The following is a 20,116-nucleotide window of genomic DNA, read 5'->3' on the forward strand; positions in this document are numbered from 1 at the left end:
ACGTCTGCCATGACGCAGAATACGGAGCAAACGCTAACACTACCTCTTTTGCCGCTACGTGATGTGGTGGTCTATCCACAGATGGTTATTCCGCTTTTTGTGGGACGCGAGAAATCTATTCGGGCTCTTGAGCATGCCATGGAGTCCGACAAGCGGGTTGTGCTGGTGGCACAGAAGGAAGCCGGTCAGGATGATCCTGATACCGGTGATCTGTTTTCTGTCGGTACGATTGCCGACATCATGCAACTGCTGAAGCTGCCTGATGGTACTGTCAAGGTGCTTATCGAAGGTAGCGAGCGAGTTGATCTGACTGATGTCAATGACAGTGAAGATATCGGCTGCAGCATGGCTACGGTTCAGGCACGTGAAAGCATCGAGCTGACCGAGCGCGAACAGGAGTCTCTGGTTCGTGTACTGCTTAACCAGTTCGAGCAGTACGTCAAACTGTCAAGAAAGGTGCCCAATGAAGTATTGAGTTCTCTGCAGGGCATGGAAGACCCCAGTCGTCTGGTGGATACCATCAGTGCCCATCTGTCGCTTGGCATCAGCGACAAGCAGGCACTGCTTGAAATTGACCGTATTCGAGAGCGCGTCGAACATCTGATGACGCTCATTGAAGCAGAAATCGATTTATTGCAGGTTGAGAAGCGTATCCGCTCCCGGGTCAAGGAGCAGATGGAGAAGTCTCAGCGCGAGTACTATCTGAATGAGCAGATGAAAGCCATTCAGAAGGAAATGGGCGAGTTGGACAATATGCCCAACGAAGCCGAGCAGTACGAAGAGAAGATTGCTGACGCCGGCATGCCGAAGGACGCCGAGGACAAGGCGCGTCAGGAACTTGGCAAACTCAAGATGATGGCGCCCACTTCGGCTGAGGCGACCGTGGTTCGTTCCTACCTGGACTGGGTGCTTTCCGTGCCATGGAAGAAGCGGACGCGTGTCCGGCATGACATCGCGCACGCACAGCAGGTGCTGGATGAGGACCATTACGGGCTCGATGAGGTCAAGGAGCGCATCCTTGAATATCTTGCCGTTCAGCGTCGGGTCAAAAAGCTCAAGGGGCCGGTACTGTGTCTGGTCGGGCCGCCCGGAGTGGGGAAAACCTCACTGGGACAGTCCATTGCCCGTGCCACCAACCGCAAGTACACGCGGCTGGCCCTGGGCGGGATACGCGATGAATCCGAGATTCGTGGCCACCGTCGTACCTATATCGGCTCGCTTCCGGGCAAGCTCGTTCAGCGCATGAGCAAGGTGGGCGTGCGTAATCCGCTGTTTCTGCTTGATGAAATCGACAAGATCGGTATGGATCATCGCGGCGATCCGTCCTCTGCTCTGCTTGAAGTGCTGGATCCGGAGCAAAATGACAAGTTCAGCGATCATTACCTTGAGCTTGATTATGACCTGTCGGATGTCATGTTCATCTGTACGGCCAACTCGATGAATATCCCCGGACCGCTGTTGGATCGGATGGAAATCATCCGTATCCCCGGTTATACCGAGGACGAAAAGCTGGCCATTGCCCGCCGTTATCTCGTGCCGAAGCAGCTCAAGGCCAATGGGCTCAAGGCGGATGAGCTTGCCTTTGAAGACGATGCCATCCTTGAGCTGATCCGTTATTACTCTCGGGAAGCCGGTGTGCGCGAGCTTGAGCGTCAGATCGCCAAGGTGTCACGCAAGGTGCTTCGCAAGCGGATCGAGCAGGAGCAAAGCGAGACGGCCGAGCCCATGCAGACGCTCTGTGGTGAGGATATCGAAGAGTTCGCCGGTGTTCGCCGTTACAGTTACGGGCTGGCCGACAAGAAGGATCAGGTGGGCCGGGTTACCGGGCTTGCATGGACCTCGGTCGGCGGTGAAATACTGACCATCGAGTCTGTCCTGACGCCCGGGAAGGGGCGTATTCACAAGACCGGCTCGCTAGGGGATGTCATGAAGGAGTCGGTGAGTGCAGCTCAGACCGTCGTGCGGTCACGGGCGAAGGCTCTGGGTATCGATGCGGACCGCTTCGAGAAGGAAGATCTGCATATTCACGTGCCGGAAGGCGCTACGCCCAAGGATGGCCCCAGTGCCGGTGTGGGCATGGTAACGGCCATGGTGTCTGCCTATACCGGTTTTCCGGTCCGCTGCGATGTAGCCATGACCGGTGAAGTCAATCTGCGTGGTGAAGTGATGGCGATTGGCGGGCTGAAGGAAAAGCTTCTGGCGGCACGCCGTGGCGGCATCAAGACGGTACTGATTCCGCAGGAAAACTGGCGCGATCTCAAGGAAGTACCGGACATCATCAAGGATGCACTGGATATTCGGCCCATGCGCTGGGTGGATGAAGTGCTGGATATTGCGCTGGCCAAGAGCGCCGCCGGCGCCGACGATGAGGTGTTTGTCGAGAGCACCGAGGGCGAACGTCCTCAGGCAAATACTCATTGATAGACGTATTTCGGGCTGCAAGGCCCGTAGTTGCGCGGCTCAAGCCGTAATGGCCGCTTGACGCTTCTACATGGCATTGCTATAAACTGCGGTTCATTATGATGGCGTTGGTCATCCATGTTGCTCGCGCTAATAAGTAGTTAATATATTGAAAGTCAAGGGGTGAAGAGTGAACAAATCTGAATTGATCGAAGCTATTGCTGTATCGGCAGATATTCCGAAGGCAGCGGCTACCCGTGCCCTGGATGCGATGATTGACTCGGTTACCGATACACTCAAAAAGGGTGATTCCGTAGCGCTGGTAGGTTTTGGTACCTTTGCCGTGAAAGAGCGCGCTGCGCGCACCGGCCGTAACCCGCAGACAGGTCAGCCGATCGACATCAAGGCTGCCAAGGTCCCGGGTTTCAAGGCAGGCAAGGCACTGAAAGACGCTGTCAACTAAGTCGTCTTTCCGACTCGTTATCAACGGGTCTGTTATCGAGGCGCACCCGACAGGGTGCGCTTTTTTTATGTCATTGTGTCGGTTCATTATCGGCCAGCGCTGGGCGCATGAGTATCTGACCGGTACAATCGCCTGCTACGAACCCAGTTGCCACTTTCGAGGCCTGCATGCTGCAACATATTCGAGACCGTGCCCAGGGCTGGATCGCCAAGGTGATCGTTGCCCTGATCGCTATTACCTTTACCTTTTTCGGGGTGGAGTCGATCGTCAGCGTTTTTACTCAGGACAGTAACGACGCTGCAACGGTCAATGGAGAGTCCATTTCAAAGCAGGCCGTCAATCTCCAGCTCCAGCGCGGCATTCGTTCAGGGCAGATCCCCCCTGACCAGGAGGGGCAGGCGCGCTCACAGATTCTTGACCAGCTGATTACACGCTCCCTGTTGCGGCAGTATGCCGAAGAGCATGGTCTGGTCTTTACCCGTGCTCAGGCAGATCAGCTGATCGTGCAGTTGCCCGAGTTCCAGGACCAGAACAATCATTTTTCCAAGGAGCGTTTTGTTCAATCGCTCAACAATGCCGGTTTTTCTCCCGGTTCATTCAGGCGTCAGCTTGAAGATGACATGCTGATTACGCAGCTGCAGCAGGGACTGGCTGGTAGTAGCTTCGTTCTGCCCTCTGAGGTCAAGGCGGTGAGTGACCTGCAGAATCAGACCCGGACATTCCGCTATGCGCTGCTGGGGCCTGATGATCTGAATGCTCCGGTCAGCGTCAGTGACGAAGACATTACGGCCTACTACAAGGCACATCAGGATCAGTTCATGCGCCCGCAACAGGTCAGGCTCAATTACCTTCTGCTGGACCGGGATGCACTGGCCTCGCGTCAGGACGTCAGTGATGACGCCCTTGAAAAGGCGTATCAGGCCCAGCGAAGCAAGGCTCCAAAACGTGTATCCGATATCGTGATCAGTATCAATGACGAGCGTACCGCCGAGCAGGCCCACGCCCTGGCTGATGACATTGAGAAAAAGCTCGCCGATGGCGGTGACTTTGCCGCGCTGGCGCGACAGTACTCCTCTGACAAGAGCAGTGCAGACAAGGGCGGTGATCTTGGCGTGATTACCGAAGGTATCTTCGGCGATACCTTTGACCGGACCGTGTCGTCTCTTTCGGAAGGTGACGTATCGGCACCGGTGAAGCTGGATAATGCCTACCATATCCTCAGGGTCACACACGTTGATATCGAGGATTTCGATAGCATGAAGGCGGCGCTGCGCAAGCAGGTGCAAAAGGATGAGGCTTCCTCTCGGTTCGATGAGCTGGCGCAGAAGCTCAAGGATGAAAGTTATTCTGCGCCTGACCTGAAAAGCGTGGCTGAGGCGCTGAACCTGCCGCTGAAGCACAGTGAATGGCTGGGTCGAAACAACGATGATGCATTACTGGGCAATCAGGATGTCATGGAGGCTGCCTTCAGTCAGGATGTGCTGAACACGTCTGATATCAGCCAGGGATACAACAGCGATGTAATCGAACTTGATGATGATCATCGTCTTGTCATTCGTGTTGCCGACTGGCGGCCGGAGGAAACCCTGCCGCAGTCTGATGTGGCCGGGCGTATTCGGACCATTCTGACACGGCAGCGTCAACAGGCCGCGTTGAAGGATGAGGCTTCTCGCGTGACAGCGTCTCTCAAGGCCGGCAAGCCTGTATCGTCAATCAACTGGCAGCAGGCAGACAGCGTCGGGCGTCAGAGCGATCAGGTGGATGATGGCGTGCTGAAGGCCGCCTTCACGCTACCTCACCCGGACAGCAACAGCACGGTGTATGCCCACCGGCCTGTTGGACAGAGCCAGGTCATCATTGGTCTGTCAAAGGTAGGCTCCACGTCAGGCAGCGACAACAGCAATGATTTTACGCGTTCGATGGCCGAGCGTGTCATGACCCAGTCCATTGTGTCCGGATTGACAGCATCACTTCGAGATAAGGCTGACATCACGAAATAAACGCGCTACGCTTGTTAGCACGCTAATGACGGCGCCTTCGGGCGCCGTTATCAGTCGTGTCTTATGAATAAGGAGTGTTCAGTATGACAGTCAGCCGTTATTTCACGATTACCTCACGCCCTGAAGGCCTGCCTTCTCCGGATGTCTTTTCTCTTGAAGAAATGGAATTGCCGGCACTCGGGGATGGCGAACTGCATGTTCGAAATCTCTGGTTGTCGGTAGACCCGTACATGCGTAATCGCATGGATGGTGTCAAGACCTATATCGAGCCGTTCGATCTGAATGCGCCGTTGGAAGGGGCCGCGCTGGGCGAGGTAGTTGAATCCCGCGATGAGCGGTTCAAGCCCGGTGACAAGGTTCGTCACATGGCTGGCTGGCGTGATGAGGCCCATGTCAGTGCCGACAGCGTAGAGCGCCTGCCTGACCTGGATGTACCGTTGCAGACCTATCTGGGGGTTTTAGGCATGCCGGGCATGACGGCATGGACCGGCTTGAATACCATTGCCGGCCTTGGCAGTGATGATACGGTGCTGGTATCTGCTGCAAGCGGTGCAGTAGGCTCTCTGGCCGTGCAGCTGGCACATCAGAAGGGATGTCGGGTGGTTGGTACGGCAGGCTCGGATGAAAAGTGTGACTGGCTGAAATCCCTTGGGGTTTCACCGGTCAATCATCATCAGTCCGCCGAGGCGCTGACAAAGGCCATCAAGGCCGCGGCCCCACAGGGTATCGACGTCTATTTTGAAAACGTGGGCGGCCCGATGCTGGATGCCGGTCTGGCTTCCATGAACGATTATGGCCGTATCGCGGTATGCGGCATGATCTCTCGTTACAACAGTGCCAGTGCTGAAGGCCCGGCCAATATTGCAATGGTATTGACCAAGCGCATGCGGATGCAGGGCTTTATCGTGCTGGAGCACTGGGCCGACTATCAGAAGTTCATCGAAGAAGCCGGGCCGCTGGTTGCTGCCGGCAAGGTCGAGTATCAGGAAAGTGTCTTCGATGGGCTTGAAGCTACCCCGGAAGCCTTTCTGTCCCTGTTTGAAAGTGGCACCTATGCCGGCAAGCGGCTGGTAAGGCTCTAGGCTGAAAATGACCTGGTATCGCCCTCCGGCGGTATCAGGTCATGTCTTCGAGTTCAGTGATCAGAAACATCGCATCTTCCCGATTCTTTCCGCATACCTCAACATCAAAGTCGAAACGGTGGCAGACATCCGGACGCTCGGGGTCGCCAAACAGACGACATAGATTGCTCTCATCAAGTTGAACGCATCGTACGCCCGCTGGCTTGCCTCGGGGCATTCCCGGAATGGGGCTTGAGATGGAAGGCGCGATACAGCAGGCGCCGCATCCGGCTCGGCAGGTCATGGCACACTCGATCTATGAAAGGGCGCTATTCTCCCTGTGATGCAGGGGCGGTTGCAACTGTGTGATCATGCAGAAACGAGCCTGCAGCAGAACGGGGTGTTGTCGCCTGTCCAATACGCACCCGTGGCAGGGCCTCGGGATAGTGTGTAGCAATGTACTTGATCAGTCCCTCGCGCATTTCACAACGAAGATCAAAGGTGTCAGGCCCGCCACGGGCACTGACAAGAACACGTAGCTGCATGTTGTGCTCGGTCATTTCCAGCAGTTGCACCTTGCAGACCTTGCCGCTCCAGCGGGGTGATGCCTGAGCAATTCGGTCGGCCTCCGCTTGGAGTTCATCCAGTGGCAGACAAAAGTCCGCATAAAGAATCACCGACCCGATCAGGTCATTACTGGTGCGTGTCCAGTTTTCGAAGGGGTGATCAATGAAATAGTTGATCGGCAGCACCAGACGTCGCCAGTCCCACAACCGAATGACCACATATGTCAGCGTGAGCTCCTCGACCCATCCCCATTCGCCTTCAACAATAACGGCATCATCAATCTTGATGGGCTGCGTCAATGCGATCTGTATGCCGGCAAACAGATTGCCGAATACTTTCTGGGCCGCAAAACCCAGCACCACGCCGAGAATCCCGGCAGAAGCCAGTATGCTGGCACCAAGCTGGCGAACCTTGTCAAAGACCATCAGCATCGATGCAATCGCCAGCATGATGATGAGGAAGTTGACCAGTTTACGCAGCACCATGATTTGAGTGTGAACCCGCCGGGCCACCAGATTATTGGCCACATCCATGCGGTACCGTTCGCTGAGTACTCGCTCTGTCATGTTGACACCATGCACCATGATGCCGGCGATACTAGTAATCAGCAGCAGGCTGGCAATGTTGTGCAGTACGCTGTCTATTCTGGCCGAGCTGATGAACAGCGGAAACAATGAAAACAGTAACAACACTGGTGCCAGAGCACTCAGGCTACGTACTATCAGCGGCAGCAGGTAGCGCTCAAGGTGATTGTCACGCTGGTCGGCCCAGCGGTCCATGACCCGGATGATGCGGCGAGTCACTCGAAAGAGTAGCCACACTGCAATGAGTGCTGCCCCCATGTGGGCGATCAACAGGATGGAGGCCTGCCAGGCCAGCTGGGTGGGGACGGCAAAGTGAAGGGCACTCAGCAGGCCATACCACCAGACAAGGGTTATCAGCGGGGGGTGAACGGCCGCGATTGCAACGCCTGGCAATCGCGTACGCTCATCAAACAGTCGACGCAGGAGGGCTCTGATCATCCCAAGCATCACCTGGAGTGCCAGAGCCAGAGCCAGTGCTGCCAGAGACAGCGTCCATCGGGGCAGGGTGTTGATCCACATCCATAACTGGTCGAGCATGACATTGCCTCTGTCGGAGAACACTGGTCATCAGCATAGGCAATATATCGACCTTCGTCGGGTGCGGGTCGTTAGAGGGTATGCTCCGCTTCAGCCACGGCGCCCTTGCCGATGCCTTCAAAGGCCTGAACACGAATGTGTCCTCCATGCAGCGCAGCGATGCGGTCAGCCAGCCATCGGGCAATATTTTCAACGGTACTGGTCATGGGCATGATCATGACCCGTTCACGGGGGAGCTTGATCCGAAAATGTCCTTGAGCCGAGGTATAGGCGACACGGCAAAAATCGTCTTCAGGCTGAATGACATCTGCCTGGTCGGCCAGATAGATATCCTGTAGTCCATGTGCCCATTGCAGGGACAGTTCATTATCCAGCTCACCATCCCGCCAGACATAAAAGCGCGAGCGATGACCATGGGCAATGCGCTGACAGTTTCCCGCGTGCTGTTTGAGGCCGTGGGTGTAGGTATAGTGAGCGCTGTCGATCTGCTCTTCCGCCAGATGAATATCAATGGCGGTGACCCGTGCCGGTGGCCGTTTCATCAGCTGCTCGGAAATATACTCGCCCAGCCTGGCAGTGGTAATGGCGGGCCAGGGCAGTAGAGTGAAGGCCTGGCGGGGTGCCCGAACCTCCATGGGCCAGGGGTGGGTTGTCTGCACGCAAAGACCTTCTGCACATTCACTCACGACCACACCCGGTGCCAGTGTCGGGACCAGCAACGTGTGGTCGGATTCTCCGTCAATGTGGCGCTTTACCCATGGTTTGACTTCACCGAAGTCAAACAGCATGCCGTCATCGCCAAGCTCGCCATCCAGGGTGACATCCACGTGCCAGCTTGCGCCCACCAGCCCCCGTTCATTGTCCCAGAAGGAAGCGTCAAGCTGGGTCAGTGCGTTGACAAAAAGAGTCATCAATCAATTCCTGTAATCTTGTGCGTCTGCAGTGACAGGCTCCACCGGGGGTGAGCCATGCAATAGGCCAGTGTCTGCTGTACCGTCGAGCCGTCGTGGCCGGCGGGAGACAAGTCCATGGGCTGCAGATAGTAATGTTCGAAATCGGTATCAATGAACCGTTCCGGGGGCGCGTCGCTCTGCGGGTAGACCAACTTGAGCTCCTGGCCCGAACGCTGCTTGAGAGGCGCACGTCCCTTGGGGCTGACGCACAGCCAATCGATGCCGTCAGGGGCTTCAATCGTGCCATTGGTTTCCACGGCAATCATGAATCCTCTCGCATGCATGGCATCGATCAATGGCGTATCCAGTTGCAGCAGGGGTTCGCCACCGGTAAACACCACCAGAGGCTTGCCCTCCGGACCGGGCCAGAAGGCGGCCACGTGAGCAGCCAGAGCGTCTGCCGTTTTGAACCTGCCGCCGTTCTGACCATCCGTGCCGATGAAATCGGTATCACAGAAGGTACAAATGCTGGTGGATCGATCCTGCTCCCGGCCTGACCACAGATTGCAGCCGGTAAAACGGCAGAACACAGCCGGCCTGCCTGCCTGGCCACCTTCGCCCTGCAGGGTATAAAAGGCTTCCTTTACGCTATACATCTTCAGACCTCCGGCCGTGCCTTGTAGGACAGCGGGTCGGTCATGCCATGTGCGGCAAAGGCGGCAAGGCGTTCACGGCAGCTGCCACACTCGCCACAGGCCAGGTCCTGGCCGAGGTAGCAGGTCCAGCTGTTGATGTAGTCAAGCCCCATGGACAGCCCTTCCGCCAGAATGTCGGTCTTGGAGGCATGCAGATAAGGGGCCCGGATATCAACAGGTGTGTAATTGGCGATGGCGGCCACATCATTCATGCGCTGGACAAACTCGGGGCGGCAGTCGGGGTAGATCGCGTGATCTCCACCGTGGGCGCCGTAAAAGCACACCGATGCCTCGATGTTGACGGCATGACCGATCGCCAGAGACAACAGAATCATGTTGCGGTTGGGTACCACCGTGGCCTTCATGTTGTCTTCTGCGTAATCGGCACGTGGCATCGCCTGACGTTCATCCGTCAGTGCGCTGGCGCCAATCAGCCCATGGATGGCGCGAATGTCCACGACCTGATGCGGCAGGTCCAGATGGCGGCATACGTTGGCGGCAACATCCAGCTCTTTGGCATGGCGCTGACCGTAGTGAAAGGACAGGGCGTGTACGTCGTAGCCCGCATTGAGGGCGCGATGCAATACGGTATAGGAATCCATTCCACCGGAATAGATAACAACGGCTTTTTCAGACATGACGGAGAATTTCTTTATCCGATAAGTGATCGGCATCCGGGATCCGGTCCGGAAGCATGGTGACTGGTGTCGAAATCACGAACTATTTCGAGCCGGCAAGTGTAAAGGCTGTCGTGCCAAAGCGCCAGTAGTGCGGTCGCCTAGAGCGTGGCTGCGGCGCGTGCTGCCTGGTCATAAAGTCCGGACAGGGTGCGCAGCAGCCCGGCTGCGCGATGGATTTCCTCTCGGTCAAGGCCCAGCTGTTCAAAGGATTCAATCAGACAGGCTTCACGAATCCGACCGTATTGGCGGCAGGCATCCCGTCCTCGCTCTGTCGACAGGTAGAAACTTTCCTTGCCGCGCTTTTCGACGGCCACCAGATTGAACCCGACAAGCTTTTTCAGGGCATAGGTAACGGTGTGACTGTCCTCGATGTTGAGCACAAGGCACAGGTCATTGGCGCGCTTGGCCCGTTGACGGTGATTGACGCTGTTGAGCACCAGTACTTCCAGTGTGCTCAGCTCTCCAAAGCCGGTGGCATTCATGCAACGGACGACCCATCGATTGAAGGCATTGCTTGAGACCATCAGGCCATACTCAAATTCCGAGAGCTCACTGGCCTTGTGAGAGAGATGATCAGACGACACGATCGAGCTGGATGATGCAGTCTCGGGTTCACTCATCAGGTATTTCCCATCATGGAGGGCAGAAGGGTTGCGATGCCTGGAAAAAGGGACAGCAGAACAATCCCGACCAGCATCAGGAGGAAAAAGGGCAAGGTTGCCCTGGCAATATCGAGCAGGTCTCGTCCGGTCATGCCCTGAATGACAAACAGATTGAACCCTACCGGCGGTGTAATCTGCGACATCTCGACCACGATGACCAGATAGATACCAAACCAGATCAGGTCAAATCCGGCAGCCTCTACCATGGGCATGACGATGGAAGTGGTTAATACCACCACTGAAATGCCATCAAGAAAACACCCGAGGGCAACAAAGAACAGTGTCAGAACCACCAGAAGGATGGCCGGTGGCAGATTCATTGCAGCAATCCACTGCGCCAGCTGGCCTGGCAGTTGCGTAAAGCCCATGGCGGTAGTCAGGAAGGAAGCGCCTGCCAGGATCAGGGCGATCATGCTGGATGTCTGAATCGCTCCGAAAAGTGATTCCCTGAAGGCGGTCATGTCAAGCCCGGCATTGAGCCTGGCGATGATCAATGACAGTACGACACCAATGGTTGCGGCTTCCGTTGGCGAGGCCAGACCACCGTAGATCGAGCCGATAACGCCTGTGATCAGCAAAAGCAGGGGGAGAATACGGCCGGTTTCACGTAGCCGCTGCCTTAGCGGCAACGGTGCATCAGCCTCCGGCATGCGCGTTGGGTGACGCCATGACCACAGCATTAGATAGCCAACAAACAGCGCCATCAGCATCAACCCCGGCAAGATACCGGCCATGAACAGGCGAGCAATGGATTGCTCGGTCGCAATGCCGTACACGATCAGGATGATGGACGGGGGGATCAGCAGGCCCAGCGTGGCCGAGCTGGCCAGCGTGCCGATCGCAAGCCGGGTGTCATAGCCACGTCGTTCAAGCTCGGGCAATGTCATGCGGCCTACCGTTGCACAGGTAGCTGCGGATGAGCCGGATACGGCCGCAAAGAGGCCGCTGCCGAAGATGTTGGTATGCAGTAGGCGCCCCGGCAGTTTGTCCAGCCAGGGCGCGAGCGCCTTGAACAGGTCATCAGCCAGCCCGGAACGGAACAGGATTTCTCCCATCCAGATGAACATCGGCAGTGCGGTAAGCTCCCATCCGTAACTGGCGCTCCAGATATCAGAGCCGAAAATCGGGCCTGGCGGCAGGCCGGTGAACCCATCAATGGCGATATAGCCCAGCGCCATCAGGGAGAAGGCGACCCATAACCCGCCGCCCAGCAACAGGACCAGGGCAATGGTCAGCGTGATGGCCAGAGTAAGCATGGCAAACCTCGGAAGTCAGTCGCCGTGGCGAGGTGAGGGATCAGTAGCAGGAAACAGCCGGGATGGATTGGATATGGCCAGCACAAGCGTGGATATCCAGGCTTCCAGCAACGCCAGTGTCAGCAGGGCAATGCCTGTCAGCAACACGGCCTGTGGGTACATCAGCGGAACTGCGGCCATGCCATAGGACACTTCATCATAAGCGTGACTATCCAGGACCAGCGCAGCCAGCTGCCACCCCAGAACGAGTGTCAACGCCAGGGCGATGGTCAGCATGATGACTTCCAGAAGGGCACGAGGCCGGACGGGAATGCGGTCGGTCAGCAGGGTGACGCGGATATGGCCCCCTTTGGTGAAGGTGTAGGCCGTGCCCAGGAATGTCGCGCCAACCAGCAGAAAGCCGGCTATTTCAGACATGCCACTGATCGATAGCCCGAGGGCGTCGTACCCGAACAGAACCAGTATCCTGTCCAGTACACGCCCCAGTACCTGCAGCATGATCAGTAGCGTGATGGCCATCATGGCAAGGCCGGCAAGCCAGGCCCCGCCACGGTACAGTGGCATCAGGTAAAAGCGCATAACCCGTCTCCCTTCAGGGCTTAATGGGACTGATCCGTCAGGTTTCGATAGGTTTCAAGGATGTGTTTGCCTTCCGGACCAGCACGGTTGCTCCATTGCTCAAGCAGGGTATTACCGGCCTGTTGCAGGGCGCTTTCCAGCTCGGGTGTCGGGGTGTTGACCTGAATGCCATGGTCTTCGATTGTTTTCAGGTTGGTTCGGCTTTCCTCTTCACTGGCTGCCCAGCCGCGTTTTTCGGCGGCCGCGGCAGCATTCATGACCGCCTTCTGCTCGCCTTCGCTCAGACGGTCGAAGGCCTTCTGGCTGACAAATACGATGTTTCTGGGCAGCCACAGGTTGGCATTATTGAAATGTGACACATAGTCCCAGGCCGCTGTGTTGGCGCCAGTCGATACGGACGTCACCATGGCGTTAACGCGCCCGGTGCTGAAGGCCGTCGGGATGTCGGATGCCTCGGTCTGAGTCGGAATCGCCCCCAGAAGCTCTGCCAGGCGCTCGGTCGATGTGTTGTTTGAGCGAAGCCTCAGTCCCTGCAGTTGTGATGGTGAGGTCAGCTCCATCTGGGTATAGATCCCCTGAGACGGCCACGGAACACTGTAGAGCACCTTCAGCCCCTGCTTGGCCAGCAGGGCAGAAATCTCGGGCCGGGAGGCTTCCCACAGTGCATGGGCCGAAGGGTAGTCGTGCACCAGGGTGGGCAGGGCATCAATTTCATACACGGGATTTTCATTGGCCAGCCGTGACAGGAAGATTTCACCGATGGGCACGATGCCACGACGCACGGCGTTCTTTATTTCAGGGTGAGGAATCAGGGCACCATTGGCATGGACGGTGATATCGAGCCCGCCGTGGGTTGCTTCGCTGACATCCTTTGCAAAGGCGCGGGCATTCTGGGTATGAAGATTGGCGTCGCCATAGGGTTCTGCAAAATTCCACTGAACGGCCATTGCCGAGGTGGAAAGGCCCAGCCCGGCCAAGAGTGTCAGCGTGGTTGTGACCCGACGAGCGTGCATGGTGAAAGGCATGGTGGTGTCCTGTAATGGCATTGTTGTTGTGATTGCTCCGTTGCAGTGATTACATTTCATCGATGATTTATCGATAAAATGTCTGCAATAGTTGACAACATTAATCAGTAAATTTTATATCTGTCAAGGCATACAACTGCTCGATACGATAACAACAGGAGCTCACGCAATGGCGGCATTACTGCTCAATTGTGATATGGGGGAGAGCCTTGGCCCCTGGCCGATGGGCGAGGATGAGCGCGTCATGCCCTTGATTGATTGCGCAAACGTGGCATGCGGTTTTCATGCCTCGGACCCGGTAACCATGCGACGTACCGTAGCCATGGCTTTTCAGCACGATGTTCAGGTCGGGGCACACCCGGGGTACCCCGACCTGGTAGGCTTTGGACGCCGGTCCATGGCGTGCTCACCGGATGAGATCGAGCAAATGATGGTGTATCAGATCGGTGCCCTGGCAGGCATCTGTCAGGCCGAGGGCGGCCGGCTTTCCTACGTAAAGCCTCATGGTGCGCTCAACCATGACATGGTACATCGCCCGGAGGTGATGGCTGCGATCATGCAGGCAGTCGCATCCTTTGATGCCTCATTGCCACTGATGGTGACTGCCACGGCAGATATCACGGCGACACAGGCCATGGCCATACAGTATGGGCTGACGGTCTGGAATGAGGTATTTGCCGATCGTACCTATGATGCGCAGGGATTTTTGACATCGCGCACGCTGCCGGATGCGGTGCATCATGATATCGACACGATTGTTGCTCAGGCGAAGGCCTTTGCACATCATGAGCCGATTCTGGCCAATGACGGTATCACGCCGCTGCGGCTGGCGGCAGATACCCTGTGTGTTCATGGTGATAACGCGGAATCGATGTCAGCCGTCAGGGCCATCCGTGCCGCCCTGTCGGGAGTGGCATCATGACGCCTGTAATCGAGCGAGCAGGCCTTGATAGCGTCATGATTCGGCTGTTTGACACGATCGATGTCAGCAACATGGATATGTTGCTGTCGGTAGTGGATACATTGAAGGCCGAGCTGGGCGAGGCATTGATCGATGTGACGCCATCCTATACCACTGTGCTGCTGCATTATGATGTGTACCGGATGGACGAGGCTGCTGTTCGCGGCGTGATACAACAGGTGTTGAGGCAACCTGTATACGGCCTGTCTGGTAACGAAGCAAGAACTCATGTTCTGCCGGTGTGGTATGACTCATCGGTCGGGCCCGAGCTTGACCTGCTGGCACACCGGTTTGATGGAGACTTCCAGGAAGTGATCACGCGCCATCAGCAAATGGCGTACCGCGTGTTCGCGCTTGGATTTGCGCCAGGTTTCGGCTTCATGGGCGTCGTGGATGAGCAGCTTGAAATACCGCGGTTGGCAACGCCTCGCAAGAGGGTGCCAAAAGGCAGCATCGGGATTGCCGGTCGGCAGACGGCGGCTTATCCCGCGGATCTGCCCGGCGGCTGGAACATCATCGGGCGAACACCGGTGGCCCTGTTCGACAGGACAAGGGAAGGGTATACCCTGTATCGAACCGGGGACGTGGTACGTTTTGAAGCCGTCAGCCGTCAGACATTTCTTGATCTGGGGGGCGACGCGACCCCTTTTGCCGGAGGTGATGCATGAGCCCGTCTGCAAAAGCGCACTGTCATATTGAGCAGGCTGGAGGTGGCTGTCGCCTTCAGGACGCCGGTCGGTTTGGCGTTCGCCATCTTGGTCTGGGTCAGGGCGGCGCCTTCGACAGTGTATCGATGCGTCAGGCCAATCAATTGCTGGGCAATGTGCCGGATGCCGTGGTGATGGAGATCACGCTGGGACAGGTGTGTTTATCCTTCAGCCATCACACGACCATCGCGCTTGCCGGCGCAGATTTGAAAACGCGTCTTGATGATCAGCCAGTAGCGCCGGGTCGAACGATCGAACTCAAGGCTGGGCAGCGCCTTTTCTTTCAGGCACCCCAAGATGGTGCCAGGACCTATCTGGCGGTACCAGACGGGTTTGATGTGACTGCCGAGCTGGGCAGTATCACTGCCATTGCGCGCGAGCCGCTGGGAGGACTCCATCAGGATGGGCGGCCACTGGTCAAGGGGGATTCGGTTCCCTTCAAGGCATCAGGACGGCCTGCTCGATACATGGAAATGAATGAGCCGTGGCGGTGTACTGACAGCGTCATGACCCTGGATGTATTGCCTGGCATGCAGGCGGGCACCCTGCGAGGTGAAAGTCTCTACCGTGCCTATCAGCAGCGCTGGCGGGTTGATGAGCGGGCAGACAGCATGGGCGTGCGGCTGACGGGCGAGCCGATCCACAGCCTCGAGCCACAGATGATTTCGGAAGGTATTGTTGCCGGGGCCATTCAGGTACCCCCGGATGGCCAACCCATTATCCTGGCCAACGATCGCCAGACAATCGGAGGGTATCCCAAGATAGGGGCCTTGACACCGCTGGCTCTGGCGCGGCTGGGACAGTGCCTGCCCGGAAGATGCGTTCGGCTAAAGCCCGTGAGTCGTGCGGGGGCGCTTGCGGCCTGGCGCGATGCTCTGGCAGGTATTGCTTCGGCCATTCATGCTTCATGACCGATGAGCCTGCCCTTCAGGGGCGGGCTCATCGTGACAGGTGCCTTGAATTTACAGGTCGTGTCCCAGTACGACCGAGCAAATGGCAGAAAAGCTGTGGGCTTCCGGGGGGTGGTCCAGGTCGATGCCCAGTGCATGGCTGACATCGGCCGCGGATATAACGCCTCGGATTCGGCAGCCATCTTCCGAGCAGTCATCCTTGATCAGGATATGGCGATCACCGGATTGGTGCAGGGTTTTGACCAGATCACCAAGTGTGGCCTTTTCCAGTTGGTTCAGTGCCAGTGCATGAAGCTCTTCACGGCGGACCTTGACCATATCAACGGTCACTTCATCCCGCTCGATGGCATGCTTGTTCATCGCCACAGTGATATCCCGTCCGCCAAACAGCTGGCGAGCACTGACAAGTCCGGTAAACCGGCCGTCAGCATCCAGCACCAGCAGCATATGCACCTGGTTGTTCTTCATGATGGCCAGTGCCTGATTGGCCCGTGCACTGGCGGGTACGGTCTGAGCGCGTGACTGGGTGAAATCGGTCAGGAGAGTCAGTGCCGAGCTGTCCATATCCAGAGCAGACTCGGACGTTCTGGCTTTCGGACGTGCGATGGCGTGAACATCGCTGATGTCTGACAGGTGCAGTGCGCTGTAATTTGCTGATTCCGTAGCCATGGTGTTCTCCTTGATGCTGTTCACACAAAAGTAATATGTCGCGAATACGCTGGCATATTATCTCCCTGCCTGCGGCACCTTGCCGCATATGTCCTTAAGACTAAAGCAAGCCAGGAAAGTTCGCCTCCCGGTGGCGCACTATTTTTTACAGATAAGGCTTGAGATCGCCACGCACCATGTCCAGAAAGGTAACGAACTGGGAGTCGTACTTGTCATCAGTACGATCAACGCGACAGCTCATGCTGATACTGCCAGCTGTATTGATCTCATCGAAGATTTCGAGCGTGATTCCCTCGCCCTGATCCCTGGCAAATTCGATGGCACCATCATCCAGGGTGAAGGACTTCAACAGGGTGGCTCTTACTCGTGTGGCGCCGCCTTCCGCCTGTACCCGGCGTATGAAAAGCCAGCCTTCACGCGTCAGCGCCTGACCATCGTCCGTTTCGTGGCGATAAATGGTGCGATAACAGGCGCCTTGTGATGCGCCTTTTTCGGCCATGCTTTTAAATGCATCAACCATTTTCCGGGCCATGGCACCGGAGGCGATCACTTTCTTCATCGCCGCCCGGTGTTCGCGGTCCAGTCGGTCCTGTTGATTGAAACGTTGCCATTGCTGGTATTGGTCAAACAGTGCGGACATCGATGTATTCCAGATGGTGAGTGAGCCGCCTATCTTCGCTTATTTGATCAGGTAGAGGCCACCCTGGGGTGCAGACGTATCAGGACAACGTGGCAATAATCCACGAAACATCGGAGAGAAGGCAGGATGGACCCAGGATAAGGCGGTGGGGATGGCACCGCCTTGCCTGCCTGGACAGGTCCTGCGGATGAAGGGATGGCACCCGGCAAGAGAGGGTATTACACCGCATACGCACTGCCGCCGCTGTGCTGTGTAGAGCGCGGGAACACGCTGCACTGGCATTTCACATGCTAAAGTGTCCAGACACTTTTTCCACAAGGAATGAATCCGTGATGACTGTTGCAAGAACCACAGGGTGTGCAGCGGCGCTACTGCTATTGGCCGGTTGCGCCGCGTCGGATCACATCATTACCCCGGAGCTGACCGCCACACCGAATACGGTGATAACCCGCACCGGCGAGGGTGTCTTTGTCAGTGGTTACTGGTTCAGGGCGCCATATCGTTTCGAGAGCAAGACGGATGCACTGGATTGCCTCAGCCGGCAGGTGAAGGCGCAGGGCGGAGAGGTCAGTGATATTGATGCTGGAGACAATGAGCTTCAAATGGGCATAGTGTTGCCGGTATCGGAGATGTTGCTGGCTACACGTCTGCATTTCCAGCACTCCAATACCGAAGGTAATTACTACTACTTCGAGAAGCCGCGGCTAGGTAGCAATCACGATGAGCGTGTCAGTGCTTCAGGCAATCATCCTGCGATCGACCTGCGCGATGGCTTGAAAGCCTTGACCGATAACATTCAGGCCTGTCTTCCCTCGGCTTGAACGCAGTAAGGGGCCGTGTCGCGAGTGCGGCATCAGCCATGAGGCGTGAGCGTCCAGCCCCGGGCGCTCATGCAGTTGTCGACTCGGTATTCGGCGGGTTCGGTATAAAAGGAAGTGCTGAAGCCTGACAGCGTGGAAAAATGCAGCCCCACTCCATAATCGTTTTCCAGCCGGCCGTTGTTGGTCAGGGCATCCTTCTGGCCCCGACAATCCTGACTATCCATGACGAGATCCTGGTGGTCGGCCTGCGGCTTTGACCAGCTCATGGTGGAGCACCCGGAGAGTAGCAGGGTGGTCGTCATGAATACGACAGCAAACCCCTGATAACGCCTGCGCTCGGTTAAGGTTGACATGCCTGACTGTCCTCTCGCTCCATGGTTCTGCCGCCGGCGCAGTACACTAGCTTCTGCACACACCTCGTCATGATGACTGCCATTAGAACATAGCCTGCACAAGGGGGGGCTGCGAATGAATCATCTTCAATCGTCTGTTCAGTGGTTAACGACCGTGGTATTGACAAATGAAGTCACGAGGCCATGGTGAGTTGTAGCTGACCGGCATGCGCTGCGCTATGGTGATGGCTATAACAACTCCAACGATGGCGACAATCATGAGCGCAGATTATAAAACGGTTATCGGGCAACACACCTATCGTTTTTCAGGGCTTCGGGACGTGATGGCGAAGGCCTCGCCCCGTCGGTCCGGTGATGAGCTGGCGGGCGTGGCCGCCCGTTCTGCCGAAGAGCGGGTAGCCGCGCAGATGGTGCTGGCCGATACTCCACTGAAGGCTTTCCTGAATGATCCGCTGATCCCTTATGAGGACGATGAAGTAACGCGCCTGATTATCGATGGTCACGACAAATCGGCTTTTTCACCGGTGTCTTCCATGACCGTCGGGGACTTTCGTAACTGGCTGCTCTCCGAGGCCGCCGATGCTTCGGTGTTGAAGCGCCTTTCCCGTGGCCTGATGCCTGAAATGGCAGCAGCAGTTTCCAAGATCATGCGATTGCAGGATCTGGTGCTGGTGGGCAGCAGAATGCGTGTCGAGACGGCATTTCGAAATACCATTGGCTTGCCCGGCCGACTATCGACTCGACTGCAACCCAATCACCCGACCGATAATCCGGCAGGCATCGCGGCCAGTATTCTTGATGGACTACTTTACGGCAGTGGTGATGCCGTGATCGGTATCAATCCGGCAACGGATAACACCGGCAATGTCGTGACGCTGATCAAGATGCTTGACGAGATCATTCAGCGTTACAACATTCCTACGCAAAGCTGTGTGCTGACGCATGTCACTACCTCGATCGAAGCCATCGAGCGCGGTGCGCCGGTAGATCTGGTATTTCAATCCATCGCGGGAACCCAGGCAGCAAATGAAGGCTTCGGCATCTCGTTGTCCCTGTTGAAGGAGGGGTTCGAGGCAGCGCAGTCCCTGAAGCGGGGCAGCGTAGGGCAAGACGCCATGTATTTTGAAACCGGCCAGGGCAGTGCGCTATCGGCCAATGGCCATCATGATGTTGACCAGCAGACGCTGGAGGCGCGTGCCTATGCGGTAGCGCGGGAGTTTTCTCCCCTGCTGGTCAATACGGTGGTCGGGTTTATCGGCCCCGAGTACCTGTTCGATGGCAAGCAGATTATTCGGGCCGGACTCGAAGACCATTTTTGCGGCAAGCTTCTGGGCGTGCCGATGGGATGCGACGTCTGCTATACCAATCATGCGGAAGCCGACCAGGATGACATGGATGTGCTGCTGACCCTGCTGGGCACGGCAGGATGCAATTTCATCATGGGGATTCCCGGATCAGACGACATCATGCTGAATTATCAGACGACTTCCTTCCACGATGCTCAATATGCCCGGCAGTTGCTGGGGCTGGCCCCTGCTCCTGAATTCGATCAGTGGCTGCAGGATATGGCCATCAGTGATGCCGGGCACCGACTTCTTGTGGGTGAAAAATTACCTGCGCCCTTCCAGCATGCCCTTGAACAGTCCTGAGGT

The 20,116-nt window shown here is 56.7% G+C and carries 21 protein-coding genes; 9 read left to right on the plus strand and 12 right to left on the minus strand.

The features are described 5' to 3' along the window. Positions 1-9: 9 nt before the first annotated feature. The 4 genes from lon to OQ287_RS02310 all read left to right on the plus strand — a co-directional run bounded on the left by lon (position 10) and on the right by OQ287_RS02310 (position 5,945). Positions 10-2,421: an endopeptidase La gene (gene lon / locus OQ287_RS02295; RefSeq protein ID WP_265895454.1), complete on the plus strand. Its 2,412-nt coding sequence runs from the start codon at positions 10-12 to the stop codon at positions 2,419-2,421. Between the two features lie 169 nt (positions 2,422-2,590). After that, entirely contained in the window at positions 2,591-2,863 is a 273-nt protein-coding gene (locus OQ287_RS02300; RefSeq protein WP_250936402.1) for an HU family DNA-binding protein, read from the plus strand. Positions 2,864-3,030: 167 nt separating this feature from the next. Continuing rightward, positions 3,031-4,863: a SurA N-terminal domain-containing protein gene (locus OQ287_RS02305; protein WP_265895455.1), complete on the plus strand. Its 1,833-nt coding sequence runs from the start codon at positions 3,031-3,033 to the stop codon at positions 4,861-4,863. 83 nt (positions 4,864-4,946) lie between these two features. Continuing rightward, on the plus strand, positions 4,947-5,945 hold the full coding sequence (locus OQ287_RS02310) for an NADP-dependent oxidoreductase (RefSeq protein WP_265895457.1): 999 nt from the start codon (positions 4,947-4,949) through the stop codon (positions 5,943-5,945). A 34-nt stretch (positions 5,946-5,979) separates the two neighbouring features. Here OQ287_RS02310 and OQ287_RS02315 read toward each other — a convergent pair whose 3' ends face one another. The 9 genes from OQ287_RS02315 to OQ287_RS02355 all read right to left on the minus strand — a co-directional run bounded on the left by OQ287_RS02315 (position 5,980) and on the right by OQ287_RS02355 (position 13,402). After that, positions 5,980-6,228 (minus strand): YkgJ family cysteine cluster protein, encoded by a 249-nt coding sequence (locus OQ287_RS02315; RefSeq protein ID WP_250936405.1) that lies wholly within the window; start codon positions 6,226-6,228, stop codon positions 5,980-5,982. A 25-nt stretch (positions 6,229-6,253) separates the two neighbouring features. Next, positions 6,254-7,612: a mechanosensitive ion channel family protein gene (locus OQ287_RS02320; protein WP_265895458.1), complete on the minus strand. Its 1,359-nt coding sequence runs from the start codon at positions 7,610-7,612 to the stop codon at positions 6,254-6,256. A 71-nt stretch (positions 7,613-7,683) separates the two neighbouring features. Then, positions 7,684-8,523 carry a 6-carboxytetrahydropterin synthase gene (locus OQ287_RS02325; RefSeq protein WP_250936407.1) on the minus strand — a complete coding sequence of 280 codons (840 nt, stop codon included), beginning with the start codon at positions 8,521-8,523 and terminating at the stop codon, positions 7,684-7,686. Next, positions 8,523-9,161 (minus strand): 7-carboxy-7-deazaguanine synthase, encoded by a 639-nt coding sequence (gene queE / locus OQ287_RS02330; RefSeq protein WP_250936408.1) that lies wholly within the window; start codon positions 9,159-9,161, stop codon positions 8,523-8,525. Before queE ends, OQ287_RS02325 begins: the two co-directional genes overlap by 1 nt. Before the next feature lie 2 nt (positions 9,162-9,163). Further along, positions 9,164-9,838, minus strand: coding sequence for a 7-cyano-7-deazaguanine synthase QueC (gene queC, locus OQ287_RS02335; protein WP_250936409.1), 675 nt, complete (start codon positions 9,836-9,838; stop codon positions 9,164-9,166). A 140-nt stretch (positions 9,839-9,978) separates the two neighbouring features. Further along, positions 9,979-10,500: a winged helix DNA-binding protein gene (locus tag OQ287_RS02340; protein ID WP_250936410.1), complete on the minus strand. Its 522-nt coding sequence runs from the start codon at positions 10,498-10,500 to the stop codon at positions 9,979-9,981. After that, positions 10,500-11,798: a TRAP transporter large permease gene (locus OQ287_RS02345; protein ID WP_250936411.1), complete on the minus strand. Its 1,299-nt coding sequence runs from the start codon at positions 11,796-11,798 to the stop codon at positions 10,500-10,502. The genes OQ287_RS02340 and OQ287_RS02345 overlap by 1 nt, the downstream gene beginning before the upstream one ends. Before the next feature lie 15 nt (positions 11,799-11,813). Continuing rightward, positions 11,814-12,377 (minus strand): TRAP transporter small permease, encoded by a 564-nt coding sequence (locus OQ287_RS02350; protein WP_250936412.1) that lies wholly within the window; start codon positions 12,375-12,377, stop codon positions 11,814-11,816. A 20-nt stretch (positions 12,378-12,397) separates the two neighbouring features. Beyond that, a complete protein-coding gene (locus tag OQ287_RS02355; RefSeq protein ID WP_250936413.1) occupies positions 12,398-13,402 on the minus strand; it encodes a TRAP transporter substrate-binding protein in 1,005 nt (334 codons plus the stop codon). Between the two features lie 169 nt (positions 13,403-13,571). Between OQ287_RS02355 and OQ287_RS02360 the strand changes: the two genes are divergently transcribed. From OQ287_RS02360 to OQ287_RS02370, 3 genes are read left to right on the plus strand one after another with little or no spacing between them, the layout of a single operon-like run. Further along, entirely contained in the window at positions 13,572-14,324 is a 753-nt protein-coding gene (locus OQ287_RS02360) for a 5-oxoprolinase subunit PxpA (protein WP_265895462.1), read from the plus strand. Further along, entirely contained in the window at positions 14,321-15,031 is a 711-nt protein-coding gene (locus OQ287_RS02365; RefSeq protein ID WP_265895464.1) for a 5-oxoprolinase subunit B family protein, read from the plus strand. The genes OQ287_RS02360 and OQ287_RS02365 overlap by 4 nt, the downstream gene beginning before the upstream one ends. Beyond that, positions 15,028-15,981, plus strand: coding sequence for a 5-oxoprolinase subunit C family protein (locus OQ287_RS02370; protein WP_265895465.1), 954 nt, complete (start codon positions 15,028-15,030; stop codon positions 15,979-15,981). Before OQ287_RS02365 ends, OQ287_RS02370 begins: the two co-directional genes overlap by 4 nt. Positions 15,982-16,032: 51 nt before the next feature. Here the strand turns inward: OQ287_RS02370 and OQ287_RS02375 are convergent, their stop codons facing one another. Beyond that, positions 16,033-16,650, minus strand: coding sequence for a CBS domain-containing protein (locus tag OQ287_RS02375; protein WP_250936417.1), 618 nt, complete (start codon positions 16,648-16,650; stop codon positions 16,033-16,035). 145 nt (positions 16,651-16,795) lie between these two features. Continuing rightward, positions 16,796-17,290: a hypothetical protein gene (locus OQ287_RS02380; RefSeq protein WP_250936418.1), complete on the minus strand. Its 495-nt coding sequence runs from the start codon at positions 17,288-17,290 to the stop codon at positions 16,796-16,798. 329 nt (positions 17,291-17,619) lie between these two features. On the opposite strand from OQ287_RS02380, the gene OQ287_RS02385 reads away from it, so the two are divergent. Further along, the gene (locus OQ287_RS02385; protein ID WP_265895466.1) at positions 17,620-18,111 is read left to right on the plus strand and encodes a hypothetical protein; all 492 of its coding nucleotides are present in this window, start codon (positions 17,620-17,622) and stop codon (positions 18,109-18,111) included. Between the two features lie 32 nt (positions 18,112-18,143). On the opposite strand, the gene OQ287_RS02390 is transcribed toward OQ287_RS02385, so the two are convergent. After that, a complete protein-coding gene (locus OQ287_RS02390; protein WP_250936420.1) occupies positions 18,144-18,464 on the minus strand; it encodes a hypothetical protein in 321 nt (106 codons plus the stop codon). A 257-nt stretch (positions 18,465-18,721) separates the two neighbouring features. On the opposite strand from OQ287_RS02390, the gene OQ287_RS02395 reads away from it, so the two are divergent. Continuing rightward, positions 18,722-20,113 (plus strand): ethanolamine ammonia-lyase subunit EutB, encoded by a 1,392-nt coding sequence (locus OQ287_RS02395; RefSeq protein ID WP_250936421.1) that lies wholly within the window; start codon positions 18,722-18,724, stop codon positions 20,111-20,113. Positions 20,114-20,116: the final 3 nt, after the last annotated feature.

The sequence above is a fragment of the Larsenimonas rhizosphaerae genome, assembly GCF_026240105.1.
GTDB classification, from domain to species: domain Bacteria; phylum Pseudomonadota; class Gammaproteobacteria; order Pseudomonadales; family Halomonadaceae; genus Larsenimonas; species Larsenimonas rhizosphaerae.

Bases quoted from the DNA above. Each gene is read 5' to 3' on its own strand.
- lon (WP_265895454.1), top strand. From the start codon at position 10: ATGACGCAGAATACGGAGCAAACGCTAACACTACCTCTTTTGCCGCTA.
- OQ287_RS02305 (WP_265895455.1), top strand. From the start codon at position 3,031: ATGCTGCAACATATTCGAGACCGTGCCCAGGGCTGGATCGCCAAGGTG.
- OQ287_RS02310 (WP_265895457.1), top strand. From the start codon at position 4,947: ATGACAGTCAGCCGTTATTTCACGATTACCTCACGCCCTGAAGGCCTG.
- OQ287_RS02315 (WP_250936405.1), bottom strand. From the start codon at position 6,228: ATGACCTGCCGAGCCGGATGCGGCGCCTGCTGTATCGCGCCTTCCATC.
- OQ287_RS02320 (WP_265895458.1), bottom strand. From the start codon at position 7,612: ATGCTCGACCAGTTATGGATGTGGATCAACACCCTGCCCCGATGGACG.
- OQ287_RS02325 (WP_250936407.1), bottom strand. From the start codon at position 8,523: ATGACTCTTTTTGTCAACGCACTGACCCAGCTTGACGCTTCCTTCTGG.
- queE (WP_250936408.1), bottom strand. From the start codon at position 9,161: ATGTATAGCGTAAAGGAAGCCTTTTATACCCTGCAGGGCGAAGGTGGC.
- queC (WP_250936409.1), bottom strand. From the start codon at position 9,838: ATGTCTGAAAAAGCCGTTGTTATCTATTCCGGTGGAATGGATTCCTAT.
- OQ287_RS02340 (WP_250936410.1), bottom strand. From the start codon at position 10,500: ATGAGTGAACCCGAGACTGCATCATCCAGCTCGATCGTGTCGTCTGAT.
- OQ287_RS02345 (WP_250936411.1), bottom strand. From the start codon at position 11,798: ATGCTTACTCTGGCCATCACGCTGACCATTGCCCTGGTCCTGTTGCTG.
- OQ287_RS02350 (WP_250936412.1), bottom strand. From the start codon at position 12,377: ATGCGCTTTTACCTGATGCCACTGTACCGTGGCGGGGCCTGGCTTGCC.
- OQ287_RS02355 (WP_250936413.1), bottom strand. From the start codon at position 13,402: ATGCCTTTCACCATGCACGCTCGTCGGGTCACAACCACGCTGACACTC.
- OQ287_RS02360 (WP_265895462.1), top strand. From the start codon at position 13,572: ATGGCGGCATTACTGCTCAATTGTGATATGGGGGAGAGCCTTGGCCCC.
- OQ287_RS02365 (WP_265895464.1), top strand. From the start codon at position 14,321: ATGACGCCTGTAATCGAGCGAGCAGGCCTTGATAGCGTCATGATTCGG.
- OQ287_RS02370 (WP_265895465.1), top strand. From the start codon at position 15,028: ATGAGCCCGTCTGCAAAAGCGCACTGTCATATTGAGCAGGCTGGAGGT.
- OQ287_RS02375 (WP_250936417.1), bottom strand. From the start codon at position 16,650: ATGGCTACGGAATCAGCAAATTACAGCGCACTGCACCTGTCAGACATC.
- OQ287_RS02380 (WP_250936418.1), bottom strand. From the start codon at position 17,290: ATGTCCGCACTGTTTGACCAATACCAGCAATGGCAACGTTTCAATCAA.
- OQ287_RS02390 (WP_250936420.1), bottom strand. From the start codon at position 18,464: ATGTCAACCTTAACCGAGCGCAGGCGTTATCAGGGGTTTGCTGTCGTA.
- OQ287_RS02395 (WP_250936421.1), top strand. From the start codon at position 18,722: ATGAGCGCAGATTATAAAACGGTTATCGGGCAACACACCTATCGTTTT.